We start from the raw sequence: 14,804 nt of genomic DNA, 5'->3' as shown, positions 1-14,804 counted from the left end.
AGAAAGGCAGGATTCCAGATTTGGAAGAAAACTTGGAATCGTCCTGCTATGAAATCAAAAGGTGTAGTAGGTATTTAATACTAACCCTCTTTAAACTTTATATAAAAAGAAAGGTAGAGCGTGTGTTCTAATTTGAACACGAGCGGAAAACTTGGAAAATAGATAATCTGACTGAGAAATCAGGATTTCTCGTCAGATTCCTAATTTTCAGTCGTTTTCTTCTCGCTCTTTGTATCATAAATTATGTCTATCCATATTGCTGCTAAGCAGGGTGAAATTGCTGATAAAATTCTTCTTCCGGGGGATCCTCTTCGTGCTAAGTTTATTGCGGAGAATTTCCTTGAAGATGCTGTTTGTTTTAACGAAGTGCGTAACATGTTTGGTTACACTGGTACTTATAAGGGTCACCGTGTATCTGTCATGGGAACTGGGATGGGGATGCCGTCCATTTCGATTTATGCGCGTGAGTTGATTGTGGACTACGGTGTGAAAAAATTGATCCGTGTGGGAACTGCGGGTTCGTTAAATGAGGATGTTCACGTTCGTGAATTGGTTTTGGCACAAGCAGCTGCAACCAACTCAAACATCATCCGTAACGACTGGCCACAGTATGATTTCCCACAAATCGCTAGCTTTGATTTGCTAGACAAGGCCTACCATATTGCAAAAGAACACGGTATGACCACCCACGTTGGGAACGTCTTGTCATCAGATGTCTTTTACTCAAACTACTTTGAAAAGAACATCGAGCTTGGTAAATGGGGAGTTAAGGCTGTGGAAATGGAAGCAGCAGCCCTTTACTATCTTGCTGCCCAACATCACGTTGATGCACTCGCTATCATGACCATTTCTGATAGCTTGGTCAATCCAGATGAAGATACCACTGCAGAAGAACGCCAAAATACCTTCACCGATATGATGAAGGTTGGTTTGGAAACCTTGATTGCAGAGTAAACATCGTATTACTTTGAGATAAGGTTATTTCTAAGATTGATTCAAATGCTTTAATCTCAAATACATACGTAATGATAAAGGAAGAGTTGAAAATCAGATTGCTTGGAGCGATTGATTTTCAACTTTTTTAGCACCCAGCTTAAGGAGAGATGTGATGGATAAAATAGAACTATTACAAAACTTGATTGATAAAAGTCACAGAATAGTCTTTTTCGGAGGAGCAGGAGTGTCAACCGAGTCCAATATCCCAGATTTTCGTAGTTCAGATGGTGTTTATAGTCATCAGTTAGGCCGTCATTTTACGGCAGAGCAACTTGTTTCTCGGACCATGTTTGAGCGCTATCCAGAAGATTTTTTTGACTTTTATAAGAAATACCTGATTTATCCAGAAGCCAAACCTAATGCTGCTCACACTTATCTGGCTGCTTTGGAAAAGACAGGTAAGCTAAAGGCTGTTGTGACACAAAATATCGATAGTCTTCATGAAATGGCTGGCTCCCAAAAGGTCTTTAAATTGCATGGGAGTGCGGACCGCAATTACTGCCTAGGTTGTCAACGTTTCTATAACTTAACTGGTTTTCTGGCCCTCGAGGGACCTGTTCCCCACTGCCTAGACTGTGGCAAGGTGGTCAAGCCCGACGTGACCTTGTATGAAGAATCGCTTGACATGGATGTCTTTAGCCAGGCTGCACAAGCTATTCGGCAAGCTGACTTGCTGATTATTGGTGGGACTTCCTTGGTTGTTTATCCTGCAGCTAGCCTAGTAAACTATTTTTCTGGAACAAATCTGGTCGTTATCAATAAAATCAGTATTCCACAAGACAGCCAAGCTACATTGGTCATTGAAGGCAAGATTGGGGAAGTCTTTTCGAAATTGAGACAATAAAAGAATTTTAGAAGATAGCAACAAAACCTTGTTACTTGAAAGAGAAAACTATCTCATTTATTGACCACAATCTCGCTCTTTTAGACTTGTAAAAACTGGCTGAGAAAATCAAAATACCTTCACCGATATGATGAAGGTTGGTTTGGAAACCTTGATTGCAGAGTAAAATATAAAAGAAAATCCTGATTTCACTTGAAATCAGGATTTTTTCATAGATGCGATTTTTTCTGGGTCTGGTGTAACGCGGAGGGTCTTTTGTCCTGTGTAGGTTACAAAGCCAGGTTTTCCACCAGTTGGTTTGTTGAGTTTCTTGACTTCAATCATATCCACCTGCACGAGATTTGACAGGCGACCTTTGGAGAAGTAGGCAGCTAGTTCGGCCGCATCTGTCTTGACTTCGTCAGAAGGATTGAGATTTCCTGAGATGACGACGTGGCTTCCAGGAATGTCCTTGGCATGGAACCAAAGTTCCTCCTTGCGGGCCATTTTAAAGGTCAATTCCTCATTTTGCAGGTTGTTTCGTCCGACATAGATGATGGTCTTGCCATCGCTCGCCAGATACTGTTCTGGTTTTTTGCGTTTCTGAATTTTCTCGCGTTGGCGTCTTCTAATAAAGCCAGTTTGGATCAATTCTTCACGGATTTCAGCGATTTCCTCTAGCCCAGCTTGGTTGAGGACGGTCTCCACACTTTCCAGATAGAGAATAGTTGCCTTGGTTTCTTCAATCAGCTCAGTCAGGTATTTGACAGCTTCTTTGAGTTTCTGGTAACGTTTAAAATAGCGTTGAGCATTCTGGCTGGGAGTCAAGGCCTTATCAAGCGCAATGGTGATAGGTTGATTGGTGTAGTAGTTGTCCAAGGTAACCTGATCTTGGTCATTAGGCACTTGGTGGAGGAAGGTTGTCAACAATTCCCCTTTTTGGCGAAATTCCTCAGCATTGTCTGTCGCCAGTAACTCTTTTTCTTGTTTTTTCAGCTTATGTCGATTTTTCTGAAGTTCATTTTCAACACGTCGAATCAGTTCACTGGCTTGCTGTTTAACGCGGTCCCGTTCAGCCTTGTCCTTATAGTAGGTGTCCAACAAGTCAGAAAGGCTGGCAAAAGGGTCTCCTACACTGTTCGTAAAAGGAACTGGACTGAAGGAAGTCTCTGTTAAGCATGGCTTGGTTTCTTGACCGAAAAAGTTTCGGAAAGTATACAGTTTATCACTGACAAGAATGTTTTCCAATTCATTTGCCGTATCGCGTCCTAGTCCTTGAAAGAGACTCTGAAGATTTTTTGCTGTTAGTTCTTGGGTTTGCAGAATTTCAAAGAGCTTTTCATCCTTGATAGTAAAAGGATTGAGAGATTCGGTGCTTGGCGGAGCGATATAGGTCGAACCTGGAAGTAAGGTGCGGTAGCTATTTTGTGAAAAGCCAACGTGTTTGATGACTTCGAGGATTTTATGGCTACTTTTATCCACGAGGAGAATATTGCTGTGTTTGCCCATGATTTCGATAATCAAGGTAGCCTGAATATGGTCCCCAATCTCGTTTTTATTGGAAACTGTAATTTCCACAATACGGTCGTTTTCGACTTGCTCAATCGACTCAATCAGGGCACCCTGTAAATACTTTCTCAAAACCATGATAAAAGTAGAAGGTTGGGCTGGATTTTCAAAAGTCGTTTGGGTTAGCTGAATGCGTCCAAAAACAGGATGGGCAGAGAGGAGCAGGCGATGGCTTTGGCGATTGCTGCGGATTTGCAAGATCAACTCTTGTTCAAAAGGTTGATTGATTTTCTGGATGCGACCATTGACTAACTCGCTTCTCAATTCCTCAACCATGTGGTGTAAAAAAAATCCGTCAAATGACATCGTTCTCTCCTTGTGATTGTATTCCATAGTATTATATCAAAAAGGTAGAATAAAATCATGGAAATATGGTATAATAAAGCCAAGTAAAGAGAATCGAGAAGTACATGTATATTGAAATGGTAGATGAAACTGGTCAAGTTTCACAAGAAATCTTGCAACAAACCCAAGAGATTTTGGAATTTGCAGCCAAAAAAATAGGAAAAGAAGACAAGGAGATGGCAGTCACTTTTGTGACCAACGAGCGTAGCCATGAACTCAACCTCGAGTACCGTGATACGGATCGTCCGACAGATGTCATCAGCCTTGAGTATAAACCAGAGTTGGACATTGCCTTTGATGAAGAAGATTTGCTTGAAAATCCTGAATTAGCAGAGATGATGTCTGAGTTTGATGCCTATATTGGGGAATTGTTCATCTCTATCGATAAGGCTCATGAGCAGGCTGAGGAATACGGCCACAGCTTTGAGCGTGAGATGGGCTTCTTGGCAGTACACGGCTTTTTACACATTAACGGCTACGATCACTACACTCCGGAAGAAGAAGCGGAGATGTTCGGTTTACAAGAAGAAATTTTGACAGCCTATGGACTCACAAGACAATAAACGAAAATGGAAAAATCGTGACCTGATATCCAGTTTAGAATTTGCTCTTACAGGAATTCTGACTGCTTTCAAGGAAGAACGTAATATGCGAAAACATGCAGTGACGGCTCTAGTAGTCATCCTTGCAGGTTTTGTTTTTCAGGTGTCACGGATCGAATGGCTCTTTCTCCTAATGAGCATTTTCTTGGTAGTAGCGTTTGAAATTATTAACTCTGCTATTGAAAATGTGGTGGATTTAGCTAGTCACTATCACTTTTCTATGTTGGCAAAGAAAGCCAAGGATATGGCAGCTGGTGCCGTGCTTGTGGTTTCCCTTCTTGCTGCAGTGATTGGTGCACTTATCTTTCTCCCTCGCATTTGGGATTTATTATTTTAAACAATAAGAGGAAATTATGACATTTAAATCAGGCTTTGTAGCTATTTTGGGACGTCCCAATGTTGGGAAGTCAACATTTTTAAATCACGTCATGGGGCAAAAGATTGCCATTATGAGTGACAAGGCGCAGACAACGCGCAATAAAATCATGGGGATTTACACCACGGATAAGGAGCAAATCGTCTTTATCGACACGCCAGGAATTCACAAGCCTAAGACGGCTCTTGGAGATTTCATGGTGGAATCTGCCTACAGCACCCTTCGTGAAGTAGACACTGTTCTATTCATGGTGCCAGCTGATGAGCCACGTGGTAAGGGCGACGATATGATTATCGAGCGTCTGAAAGCTGCCAAGGTTCCTGTGATTCTGGTGGTGAATAAGATTGACAAGGTCCATCCAGACCAGCTTTTGGCTCAAATTGATGACTTCCGTAACCAGATGGACTTTAAGGAAATTGTTCCTATCTCAGCCCTTCAGGGAAATAACGTTTCTCGACTAATCGATATTTTAAGTGAAAATCTAGAGGAAGGTTTCCAGTATTTCCCATCTGATCAAATCACAGACCACCCTGAGCGTTTCTTGGTTTCAGAAATGATCCGTGAGAAGGTTCTTCATTTAACGCGCGAAGAGATTCCTCACTCAGTCGCAGTAGTAGTCGACTCCATGAAGCGTGATGAAGAGACAGACAAGGTTCACATCCGTGCAACCATCATGGTGGAACGTGATAGTCAAAAAGGCATTATCATCGGAAAAGGTGGCGCTATGCTCAAGAAAATAGGGACCATGGCCCGTCGTGATATCGAACTCATGCTAGGGGATAAGGTTTTCCTAGAAACTTGGGTCAAGGTCAAGAAAAATTGGCGTGATAAAAAGCTAGATTTGGCTGACTTTGGCTATAATGAAAAAGAATACTAAGTAGAGGTGGGCTCATGCCTGCTTCTTGTTTTTACAGAAGGAGGATTTATGCCTGAATTACCTGAGGTTGAAACGGTTCGTCGTGGCTTAGAAAAATTGATCTTGGGAAAGAAGATTTCTAATATAGAGATTACTTATCCTAAGATGATTAAGACGGATTTGGACGAGTTTCGAAAGGAAGTGCCTGGTCAAGTAATTGAGTCCATGGGGCGTCGTGGAAAATATTTGCTTTTTTACCTGACAGACAAGGTATTGATTTCTCATCTGCGGATGGAGGGCAAGTATTTTTACTATCCGGACCAAGTTCCAGAACGTAAACACGCCCATGTTTTCTTCCATTTTGAGGATGGCGGCACTCTTGTATATGAGGATGTGCGCAAGTTTGGTACCATGGAACTATTGGCGCCTGAACTTTTGGATGCCTACTTTATTTCTAAGAAACTAGGACCTGAGCCAAGAGAGCAGGACTTTGATTTGCAGGTCTTTCAAGCTGTCCTAGCCAAATCTAAAAAGCCCATCAAATCCCACCTACTAGACCAAACCTTGGTAGCTGGTCTTGGCAATATCTATGTGGATGAGGTCCTCTGGCGAGCTCAGGTTCATCCAGCTAGACCTTCCCAGACTTTGACGGCAGAAGAAGCGTCAGCGATACATGACCAGACCATTGCTGTTTTGGGGCAGGCAGTCGAAAAGGGTGGTTCCACCATTAGAACCTATACCAATGCCTTTGGGGAAGATGGAACCATGCAGGATTTTCATCAGGTCTATGATAAGACTGGTCAGGCATGTTCACGCTGCGGCACCATCATTGAGAAATTCCAGCTCGGTGGACGAGGAACTCATTTTTGTCCTCAGTGTCAAAGGAGGGGCTGATGGGAAAAATCATTGGAATCACAGGAGGAATTGCTTCTGGTAAGTCAACTGTGACAAATTTCCTAAGAGAGCAAGGCTTTCAAGTGGTGGATGCTGACGCAGTCGTCCACCAACTACAGAAACCTGGTGGTCGTCTTTATCAGCTCTTAGTTCAGCACTTTGGGCAGGAAATTATCTTAGAAAATGGAGAACTCAATCGCCCTCTCCTGGCTAGTCTCATCTTCTCAAACCCTGAAGAGCAAGAATGGTCTAAGCAAACCCAAGGAGAAATTATTCGTGAGGAACTGGCTTCTTTAAGAGACCAGTTAGCCCAGACAGAAGCGATTTTTTTCATGGATATTCCCCTGCTTTTTGAACAGGACTATGTCAACTGGTTTGATGAAACGTGGCTGGTTTATGTGGACCGTGATATCCAAGTAGAACGTTTCATGAAACGGGATCATCTTTCTAAAGAAGTAGCAGAGTCCCGTCTGGCCGCCCAGTGGTCTCTAGAAGAAAAGAAAAAATTGGCGAGTCATATATTATATAATAATGGCAGTCGTGATCAGCTTGTGGATCAAGTAGTAAAGTTACTTGAAGGAGGCGGTAGCTGTGCAAGAGATTAGTTGGAAAGAGAATCTTCGTGTCGCCTGGTTCGGTAGTTTTCTAACGGGAGCCAGTATTTCCTTGGTCGTACCTTTCATGCCTATCTTTGTAGAGCAGTTGGGAATCGAGAGTGACCAAGTTGCTTTCTATGCTGGATTAGCCATCTCAGTTTCGGCCGTTTCAGCAGCTTTGATTTCTCCTATCTGGGGTATTCTTGCTGACAAGTACGGTCGAAAGCCCATGATGATTCGAGCTGGCCTTGCTATGACCATCACTATGGGAGGTTTGGCCTTTGTTCCAAATATCTATTGGCTACTCTTTCTGCGCTTGCTTAATGGTGTGTTTACTGGTTTTGTCCCCAATGCGACAGCTTTAATAGCCAGTCAAGTCCCCAAGGATAAGTCTGGCTATGCTTTGGGGACTCTATCAACTGGAGTAGTAGCTGGGACCCTAACCGGCCCCTTTGTAGGTGGCTTGATTGCTGAAATTTTTGGCATTCGTAATGTCTTTTTATTGGTAGGTACTTTCTTATTTTTAGCTGCAATCCTAACCATTTTCTTTATCAAGGAAGATTTTCAGCCAGTGGCTAAGGAGAAGGCTATCCCAACGAAAGAAGTATTTTCTTCTTTCAAGTATCCTAGGCTTTTAGTGAATCTATTTTTGACGAGCTTTGTTATTCAATTTTCAGCTCAATCAATTGGCCCCATTCTAGCTCTCTATGTGCGGGACTTAGGTCAGACTGAGAATCTCCTCTTTGTATCAGGATTAATCGTATCCAGTATGGGATTTTCTAGCATGATGAGTGCTGGAGTTCTAGGAAAACTTGGCGATAAGGTGGGAAATCATAGATTGTTAGTTGCAGCGCAGATTTATTCAGTCATCATTTACCTTCTTTGTGCCCATGCAACCAGCCCACTTCAACTTGGCTTGTATCGTTTTCTCTTTGGTTTGGGAACGGGTGCTCTGATACCGGGGGTCAATGCCCTCCTCAGCAAAATGACTCCAAAATCAGGTATTTCAAGAATTTTTGCCTTTAACCAAGTCTTTTTCTACCTTGGGGGTGTTGTTGGTCCCATGACTGGTTCAGCAGTAGCAGGGCAATTCGGCTACCACTCTGTTTTTTATGCGACAGCAGCCTGTGTGGCTCTTAGTTGTTTATACAACTTAGTTCAATTTAGATCATTATTAAAAGTAAAGGAAATCTAGTGCGAGTAAAAATCAATCTCAAATGCTCCTCTTGTGGCAGTATTAATTACCTAACCAGTAAAAACTCCAAAACCCATCCAGACAAGATTGAGGTTTTAAAGTATTGTCCCAAGGAAAGAAAAGTAACCCTACATCTTGAATCTAAGTAGAATTTATGGTAAAATAATAGGGATTTTAAGGAGTTTGATATGTACAACCTATTATTAACCATTTTATTAGTATTATCTGTTGTGATTGTGATTGCTATTTTCATGCAGCCAACTAAGAACCAATCCAGCAATGTATTTGATGCCAGCTCAGGTGATTTGTTTGAACGTAGTAAGGCGCGTGGTTTTGAAGCCGTGATGCAACGTTTGACAGGTATTTTAGTCTTTTTCTGGCTAGCCATTGCCTTAGCATTGACGGTATTATCAAGTAGATAAGAAATGGGCGAGACTAGGTCTTAGCCTATTTTTATTTTTAATGACACTTATAAAGTTATCACTCAAAAAGAATTATAAAAATCTAGAAAGAAAACATGAAAGATAAAATTAAAGAATATTTGCAAGAGAAGGGGCGAGTGACGGTAAACGACCTGGCTCAGGCTCTCGGAAAGGATGGATCCAAGGATTTCCGTGAGTTGATTAAAACCCTGTCTCTGATGGAAAGAAAGCACCAGATTCGTTTTGAAGATGATGGTAGCCTCACCTTAAACCAAAAGAAGAAACACGAAATTACACTCAAAGGGATTTTTCATGCCCATAAAAATGGCTTTGGCTTTGTCAGTCTAGAAGGGGAAGAGGACGATCTTTTTGTAGGAAAAAATGATGTCAACTATGCTATTGATGGTGATACTGTTGAGGTCGTGATTAAGAAAGTCGCTGACCGCAACAAGGGAACAGCAGCAGAAGCCAAAATTATTGATATCCTAGAACATAGCCTGACGACAGTTGTCGGGCAAATCGTTCTGGATCAGGAAAAGCCCAAGTATGCGGGCTACATCCGTTCAAAAAATCAGAAAATCAGCCAACCAATCTATGTGAAGAAACCAGCTATCAAGCTGGAAGGTACAGAGGTTCTCAAGGTCTTTATCGATAAATACCCAAGTAAGAAACATGATTTCTTTGTCGCTAGTGTGCTAGACGTGGTGGGGCACTCGACTGATGCTGGGATTGACGTTCTTGAAGTCTTGGAATCCATGGATATTGTTTCAGAATTTCCAGAAACTGTTCTCAAGGAGGCAGAAAGTGTGCCAGATGCTCCATCTCAAAAGGATATGGAAGGTCGTCTGGACCTGAGAGATGAAATCACCTTTACCATTGATGGTGCGGATGCCAAGGACTTGGACGACGCAGTACACATCAAGACTTTGAAAAATGGCAATCTAGAACTCGGAGTTCACATCGCAGATGTTTCCTACTATGTGACCGAGGGTTCAGCCCTCGACAAGGAAGCTCTTAATCGCGCGACTTCTGTCTACGTGACAGACCGAGTGGTGCCAATGCTTCCAGAGCGTTTGTCAAATGGCATCTGCTCTCTCAATCCTCAAGTTGACCGTCTGACTCAGTCTACAATTATGGAAATTGATAAACATGGTCGTGTGGTTAATTACACCATTACACAAACAGTTATTAAGACAAGCTTTCGTATGACCTATAGCGCTGTCAATGACATCCTAGCTGGCGATGAGGAAAAAAGACAAGAGTTTAAGAAAATTGTTCCTAGTATCGAACTCATGGCCAAGCTTCATGAAACTCTAGAAAGCATGCGTGAGAAACGTGGAGCTCTCAATTTTGATACCAGTGAGGCTAAGATTCTAGTGGATAAAAAAGGTAAGCCTGTGGATATCGTTCTTCGTCAGCGTGGTGTTGCTGAGCGGATGATTGAGTCCTTCATGTTGATAGCCAACGAAACGGTTGCCGAGCACTATAGCAAACTGGACCTACCTTTTATCTATCGGATTCACGAGGAGCCTAAGGCTGAAAAAGTTCAGAAGTTTATTGATTACGCTTCAAGTTTTGGTTTACGGATTTATGGGACTGCCAGTGAGATTAGCCAGGAGGCGCTTCAAGACATCATGCGTGCTGTTGAAGGAGAACCCTATGCGGATGTATTATCCATGATGCTTCTTCGATCCATGCAGCAGGCTCGCTATTCGGAGCACAATCACGGTCACTATGGACTAGCAGCTGACTATTACACTCACTTTACCAGTCCGATTCGCCGTTATCCTGACCTCCTTGTTCACCGTATGATTCGGGATTATGGGCGTTCTAAGGAAATAGCAGAGCATTTTGAACAAGTGATTCCAGAGATTGCAACCCAGTCTTCCAACCGTGAGCGTCGTGCCATCGAGGCAGAGCGTGAAGTCGAAGCCATGAAAAAGGCTGAGTACATGGAAGAATACGTTGGCGAAGAGTACGACGCAGTTGTATCCAGCATCGTCAAGTTCGGTCTCTTTGTAGAATTACCAAATACAGTTGAAGGCTTAATTCACATTACCAATTTGCCTGAATTTTATCATTTCAACGAGCGTGACTTGACTCTCCGTGGGGAGAAATCGGGCATAACTTTCTGTGTGGGACAGCAGATTCGCATTCGAGTTGAAAGAGCGGATAAGATGACGGGCGAGATTGACTTCTCTTATATTCCAAGCGAGTTTGATGTCATCAAAAAAGGCTTGAAACAGTCTAATCGTAGTGACAGAGGACGTGGTTCAAGTCGCCGTTCAGATAAGAAGGAAGACAAGAGAAAATCAGGGCGTTCAAATGATAAGCATAAGCATTCACAAAAAGATAAAAAGAAAAAAGGCAAGAAACCTTTTTACAAAGAAGTAGCAAAGAAAGGAGCCAAGCATGGCAAAGGGCGAGGGAAAGGTCGTCGCACAAAATAAAAAAGCGCACCACGACTATACAATCGTAGATACGCTAGAGGCAGGAATGGTCCTGACCGGAACTGAAATCAAGAGCGTTCGAGCTGCTCGAATCAATCTCAAAGACGGCTTTGCCCAAGTAAAAAATGGGGAAGTCTGGCTGAGCAATGTCCATATCGCCCCTTACGAAGAGGGCAATATCTGGAACCAAGAACCTGAACGCCGACGCAAACTTCTGCTCCATAAGAAACAAATTCAAAAATTGGAACAGGAAACTAAAGGGACAGGGATGACCCTTGTTCCCCTCAAAGTCTATATTAAAGATGGCTACGCCAAACTGCTTTTAGGACTTGCCAAAGGGAAACATGACTATGATAAACGGGAGTCAATCAAGCGACGTGAACAAAATCGCGACATCGCGCGCGTGATGAAAGCTGTTAATCAGCGATAAGAAGAGGAAGTAAAATGGAAAAATTAATTGCCTATAAACGGATGCCCTTATGGAATAAACAGACCATGCCTGAAATTGTCCAGCAAAAACACAATACCAAGGTCGGTACTTGGGGGAAAATTACTGTCTTGAAGGGGGCACTCAAGTTTATTGAGTTGACAGAAGATGGTGAGGTTCTAGCTGAGCACCTTTTTGAGGCAGGAGCAGACAACCCTATGGCGCAACCGCAAGCCTGGCACCGAGTAGAGGCTGCGACAGATGATGTAGAGTGGTATTTGGAATTTTATTGTAAACCTGAGGATTATTTCCCTAAGAAATACAATACTAATCCAGTCCATTCAGAGGTCCTAGAGGCTATGCAGACGGTGAAACCTGGAAGAGCCTTGGATTTGGGTTGTGGTCAAGGACGTAACTCTCTCTTTCTCGCACAGAATGGTTTTGATGTGACAGCTGTTGATCAAAATGAATTGTCCCTTGAAATCTTGCAAAGCATCGTAGAGCAAGAGGATCTAGACATGCCTGTCGGACTTTATGATATCAATTCAGCCAGTATTAGCCAAGACTATGATTTTATCGTTTCAACAGTTGTTCTGATGTTCCTACAAGCGGACCGCATTCCAGCTATTATCCAGAATATGCAGGAGCACACCACGGTCGGTGGTTACAATCTTATCGTCTGTGCCATGGATACAGAGGATTATCCTTGCTCAGTCAACTTCCCATTCACCTTTAAAGAAGGGGAATTGGCAAACTACTACAAGGATTGGGAATTGGTCAAGTATAATGAAAATCCAGGCCATCTGCACCGTCGTGATGAAAATGGCAATCGGATTCAACTACGCTTTGCGACCATGTTAGCTAAAAAAGTCAAGTAAATCAAACTTAATCCAACGAATAGAAATCACTTTGCAAGGTTTCTATTCTTTTTGTTTGCGGCGGCAGATTGGGACAAGCTTAATTTTATGCTATACTAGGAGTAGGAAATTTGAGCAGTAGGGCTGTATTGCTGACACTCTCAGCGCAAGATGTTGTAGATGATGGAGGTGATCCAATGACGAGTCTTTTGGTGGAACTGTATGATCGGCATGTATTGGAAAAAAATGTTTACCAGGCCTTTGTCAGTGATTGTGACGAGATTCTCTTCCTTTCTTTGACGAAAATAGGCAATGATGAGAAAGTCTCCCTACGTCAGTTTATTCTTGATGAGGTGCCTCATATCCAACGAGTGACCTTTCGTCAGTTATCCTTAGAACAACTGTCTGATCAGTTAGATTATTGCCTAGCAGGTTACGACCAAGTCCTTCTCGATGTTTTTGGAGGAGATTCGCTACTAGCCTTATCCCTCTATCAATACGGCTTGGATCGGGACCTCCCCATCGTTGCCATGGATGTCGAGCGGGGAAAACAATACAAGTGGGTAGCTGGTCAGTTAGAAAAAGAAGATTTGGACATTCCAACCCTGAGCATCCAGCAGCTGATAGCTTTACGTGGTGGAAAAATGCTCAAATCAAAACGCCCTATCCACTCAGTTCAAGAAATTTCAGCCATCAAAAAATTAGCCAGCTCTGCCATTTCCAATCCCACCCACTGGTACCAAGTGACCCAATTTTTCTCTCTAGCTAAGACCAATGACCTGCATGCTGAAACCGAAAAGATACTGGAAAACAACGGCAAGTATTATCACTACCCAGAATCTCTTATCCCTTTACTTGTGGAAGCGGGGATGCTTTGTATTGAAAGCGAAGACAAGAAACGAGTAGCATACAGCTTTCCAAGTCAAGAAGCTCAAGTTTTTTGTCGCAACAAGGGGCATATTTTAGAGGTGTATCTCTATCTCTTGGCGCTGGAATCTCAGCTGTTTGATGAGTGCATGATAGGCGGTGAAATTGATTGGAATGGCATCTTTCCAGAGGCGGACAATGTTCAAAATGAGATTGATGTCATTCTGAGAAAGGGACGCTCGATTACCTTTATCTCTTGCAAGATGACAGATTTATCAGTTGAAGCCATCAATGAGTTAGAAGTCTATGCCAATCATTTCGCTGGAGAGAGTTGCCTCAAGTTAATTGTCTGTACGGGGAAAATCAATCCTGTTTATGCCAATCGCTGTCAGGAATACGGGGTGCTGGTCATTAGAAGTGAGCAGATTTCCAATCTCATTCCCATGCTAAAAAAATATTCTAAGAGACAAAAAAGATAAGAAATAATATTATGAAAGGCTGGAATTCCAGCCTTTTTTACTTCTTTTTCGAATAAATGAGAAAAGGAGGTAGACCATGTTTGTAGCCAGAGATGCCAAGGGAAATTTGGTGAATGCCCTCGAAAAAGATGTGAGCAAGCAAGCTTATACCTGTCCAAGCTGTGGGGGTGGACTGCGATTACGCCAAGGACAGAGTATTCGGCCGCATTTTGCCCATGAATCTTTAAGAGATTGTGTGGCTATTTTTGAAAATGAAAGTCCAGAACACTTGGGTAACAAAGAGGCCCTTTATCACTGGGCCAAGAAAGACAGTCAGGTCGCCTTAGAATACAGTTTGCCCGAGATCCAGCAGATAGCAGATGTTCTCGTCAATGAGAAACTAGCTCTGGAGGTTCAGTGCAGTCCCTTGTCCCAAAAGATTTTAGGCGATAGAAGTCAAGGCTACCGTAGTCGTGGTTATCAAGTTATCTGGCTACTGGGAGAAAAACTCTGGTTAAAAGAGAGACTTACACAACTGCAAAGGGGGTTACTCTATTTTAGTCAAAATATGGGATTCTATGTTTGGGAACTGGATCTCAAAAAGCAAGTTTTGAGGCTCAAATACCTTCTACATCAGGACCTACGTGGCAAGCTTCATTTTCAGGTCAAAGAATTTCCCTATGGCCAAGGAAATCTCTTGGAAATTCTACGATTTCCTTATCAAAAACAAAAACTACCTCGTTTTGCAGTTGAGCAAGATTCCACTATCTGTAACTACATTCGCCAACAGTTGTACTACCAAACGCCTTACTGGATGAAGAAGCAGGAGGAAGCTTATTATCAAGGAGACAATCTATTAAACCGTCAACTGGACGACTGGTATCCCCAAGTCAGACCGATAGAATCAGGTGATTTTTTGCAGATTGAAACGGATTTGACTAGCTATTATAGAAATTTTCAGGCTTACTATCAAAAAAATCCGAAAAATAATCGCCAAAAGCTCTATCCACCAGCTTTTTATCACTTATATTTCTCAAAAAATGTGGTAAAATAGAAAGGATGGAGGAATCT

Annotated in this window: 16 protein-coding genes; 15 read left to right on the top strand and 1 reads right to left on the bottom strand. The window is 42.5% G+C overall.

Translation table 11 applies throughout. The features are described from left to right. Window positions 1-243: 243 nt before the first annotated feature. Complete coding sequence (deoD, locus tag HT680_RS04545) at window positions 244-954, top strand: purine-nucleoside phosphorylase (RefSeq protein WP_000022077.1); 711 nt, start codon at window positions 244-246, stop codon at window positions 952-954. Window positions 955-1,108: 154 nt separating this feature from the next. Beyond that, window positions 1,109-1,840 (top strand): NAD-dependent protein deacylase, encoded by a 732-nt coding sequence (locus HT680_RS04540; protein ID WP_173258543.1) that lies wholly within the window; start codon window positions 1,109-1,111, stop codon window positions 1,838-1,840. Between the two features lie 198 nt (window positions 1,841-2,038). Here HT680_RS04540 and pavA read toward each other — a convergent pair whose 3' ends face one another. After that, a complete protein-coding gene (gene pavA / locus HT680_RS04535; protein WP_173258540.1) occupies window positions 2,039-3,694 on the bottom strand; it encodes an Rqc2 family fibronectin-binding protein PavA in 1,656 nt (551 codons plus the stop codon). 104 nt (window positions 3,695-3,798) lie between these two features. Here pavA and ybeY point away from each other — a divergent pair, with 104 nt between their 5' ends. From ybeY to HT680_RS04470, 13 genes are all read left to right on the top strand, one after another. Then, a complete protein-coding gene (gene ybeY, locus HT680_RS04530) occupies window positions 3,799-4,296 on the top strand; it encodes an rRNA maturation RNase YbeY (protein WP_173258539.1) in 498 nt (165 codons plus the stop codon). Continuing rightward, the gene (locus tag HT680_RS04525) at window positions 4,277-4,672 is read left to right on the top strand and encodes a diacylglycerol kinase (protein WP_000378172.1); all 396 of its coding nucleotides are present in this window, start codon (window positions 4,277-4,279) and stop codon (window positions 4,670-4,672) included. The genes ybeY and HT680_RS04525 overlap by 20 nt, the downstream gene beginning before the upstream one ends. A gap of 16 nt (window positions 4,673-4,688) precedes the next feature. Next, complete coding sequence (era, locus tag HT680_RS04520; RefSeq protein WP_000143275.1) at window positions 4,689-5,588, top strand: GTPase Era; 900 nt, start codon at window positions 4,689-4,691, stop codon at window positions 5,586-5,588. Between the two features lie 48 nt (window positions 5,589-5,636). Continuing rightward, entirely contained in the window at window positions 5,637-6,461 is an 825-nt protein-coding gene (gene mutM, locus HT680_RS04515; protein ID WP_173258537.1) for a DNA-formamidopyrimidine glycosylase, read from the top strand. Beyond that, window positions 6,461-7,066: a dephospho-CoA kinase gene (coaE, locus tag HT680_RS04510; protein WP_173258535.1), complete on the top strand. Its 606-nt coding sequence runs from the start codon at window positions 6,461-6,463 to the stop codon at window positions 7,064-7,066. Before mutM ends, coaE begins: the two co-directional genes overlap by 1 nt. Further along, window positions 7,053-8,252, top strand: coding sequence for an MFS transporter (locus HT680_RS04505; protein WP_173258533.1), 1,200 nt, complete (start codon window positions 7,053-7,055; stop codon window positions 8,250-8,252). Before coaE ends, HT680_RS04505 begins: the two co-directional genes overlap by 14 nt. Next, window positions 8,252-8,401 carry a 50S ribosomal protein L33 gene (gene rpmG, locus HT680_RS04500; protein WP_001809104.1) on the top strand — a complete coding sequence of 50 codons (150 nt, stop codon included), beginning with the start codon at window positions 8,252-8,254 and terminating at the stop codon, window positions 8,399-8,401. The genes HT680_RS04505 and rpmG overlap by 1 nt, the downstream gene beginning before the upstream one ends. A gap of 39 nt (window positions 8,402-8,440) precedes the next feature. After that, a complete protein-coding gene (gene secG / locus HT680_RS04495; RefSeq protein WP_000282517.1) occupies window positions 8,441-8,674 on the top strand; it encodes a preprotein translocase subunit SecG in 234 nt (77 codons plus the stop codon). Between the two features lie 95 nt (window positions 8,675-8,769). Continuing rightward, the gene (gene rnr, locus HT680_RS04490; RefSeq protein WP_173258531.1) at window positions 8,770-11,124 is read left to right on the top strand and encodes a ribonuclease R; all 2,355 of its coding nucleotides are present in this window, start codon (window positions 8,770-8,772) and stop codon (window positions 11,122-11,124) included. Beyond that, window positions 11,087-11,554, top strand: a complete 468-nt coding sequence (gene smpB, locus HT680_RS04485; protein ID WP_001051742.1) for an SsrA-binding protein SmpB — start codon at window positions 11,087-11,089, stop codon at window positions 11,552-11,554. The genes rnr and smpB overlap by 38 nt, the downstream gene beginning before the upstream one ends. A gap of 14 nt (window positions 11,555-11,568) precedes the next feature. Next, window positions 11,569-12,429, top strand: coding sequence for an SAM-dependent methyltransferase TehB (tehB, locus tag HT680_RS04480; protein WP_173258529.1), 861 nt, complete (start codon window positions 11,569-11,571; stop codon window positions 12,427-12,429). A gap of 176 nt (window positions 12,430-12,605) precedes the next feature. Further along, complete coding sequence (locus HT680_RS04475) at window positions 12,606-13,754, top strand: hypothetical protein (protein ID WP_173258650.1); 1,149 nt, start codon at window positions 12,606-12,608, stop codon at window positions 13,752-13,754. A 76-nt stretch (window positions 13,755-13,830) separates the two neighbouring features. Further along, a complete protein-coding gene (locus tag HT680_RS04470; protein ID WP_173258527.1) occupies window positions 13,831-14,787 on the top strand; it encodes a competence protein CoiA family protein in 957 nt (318 codons plus the stop codon). The last annotated feature ends 17 nt before the right edge of the window (window positions 14,788-14,804 follow it).

Source organism: Streptococcus sp. 5905, from assembly GCF_013276505.1.
Taxonomy (GTDB): Bacteria; Bacillota; Bacilli; order Lactobacillales; family Streptococcaceae; genus Streptococcus.
This window is presented reverse-complemented; position numbering and strand designations above follow the sequence as displayed.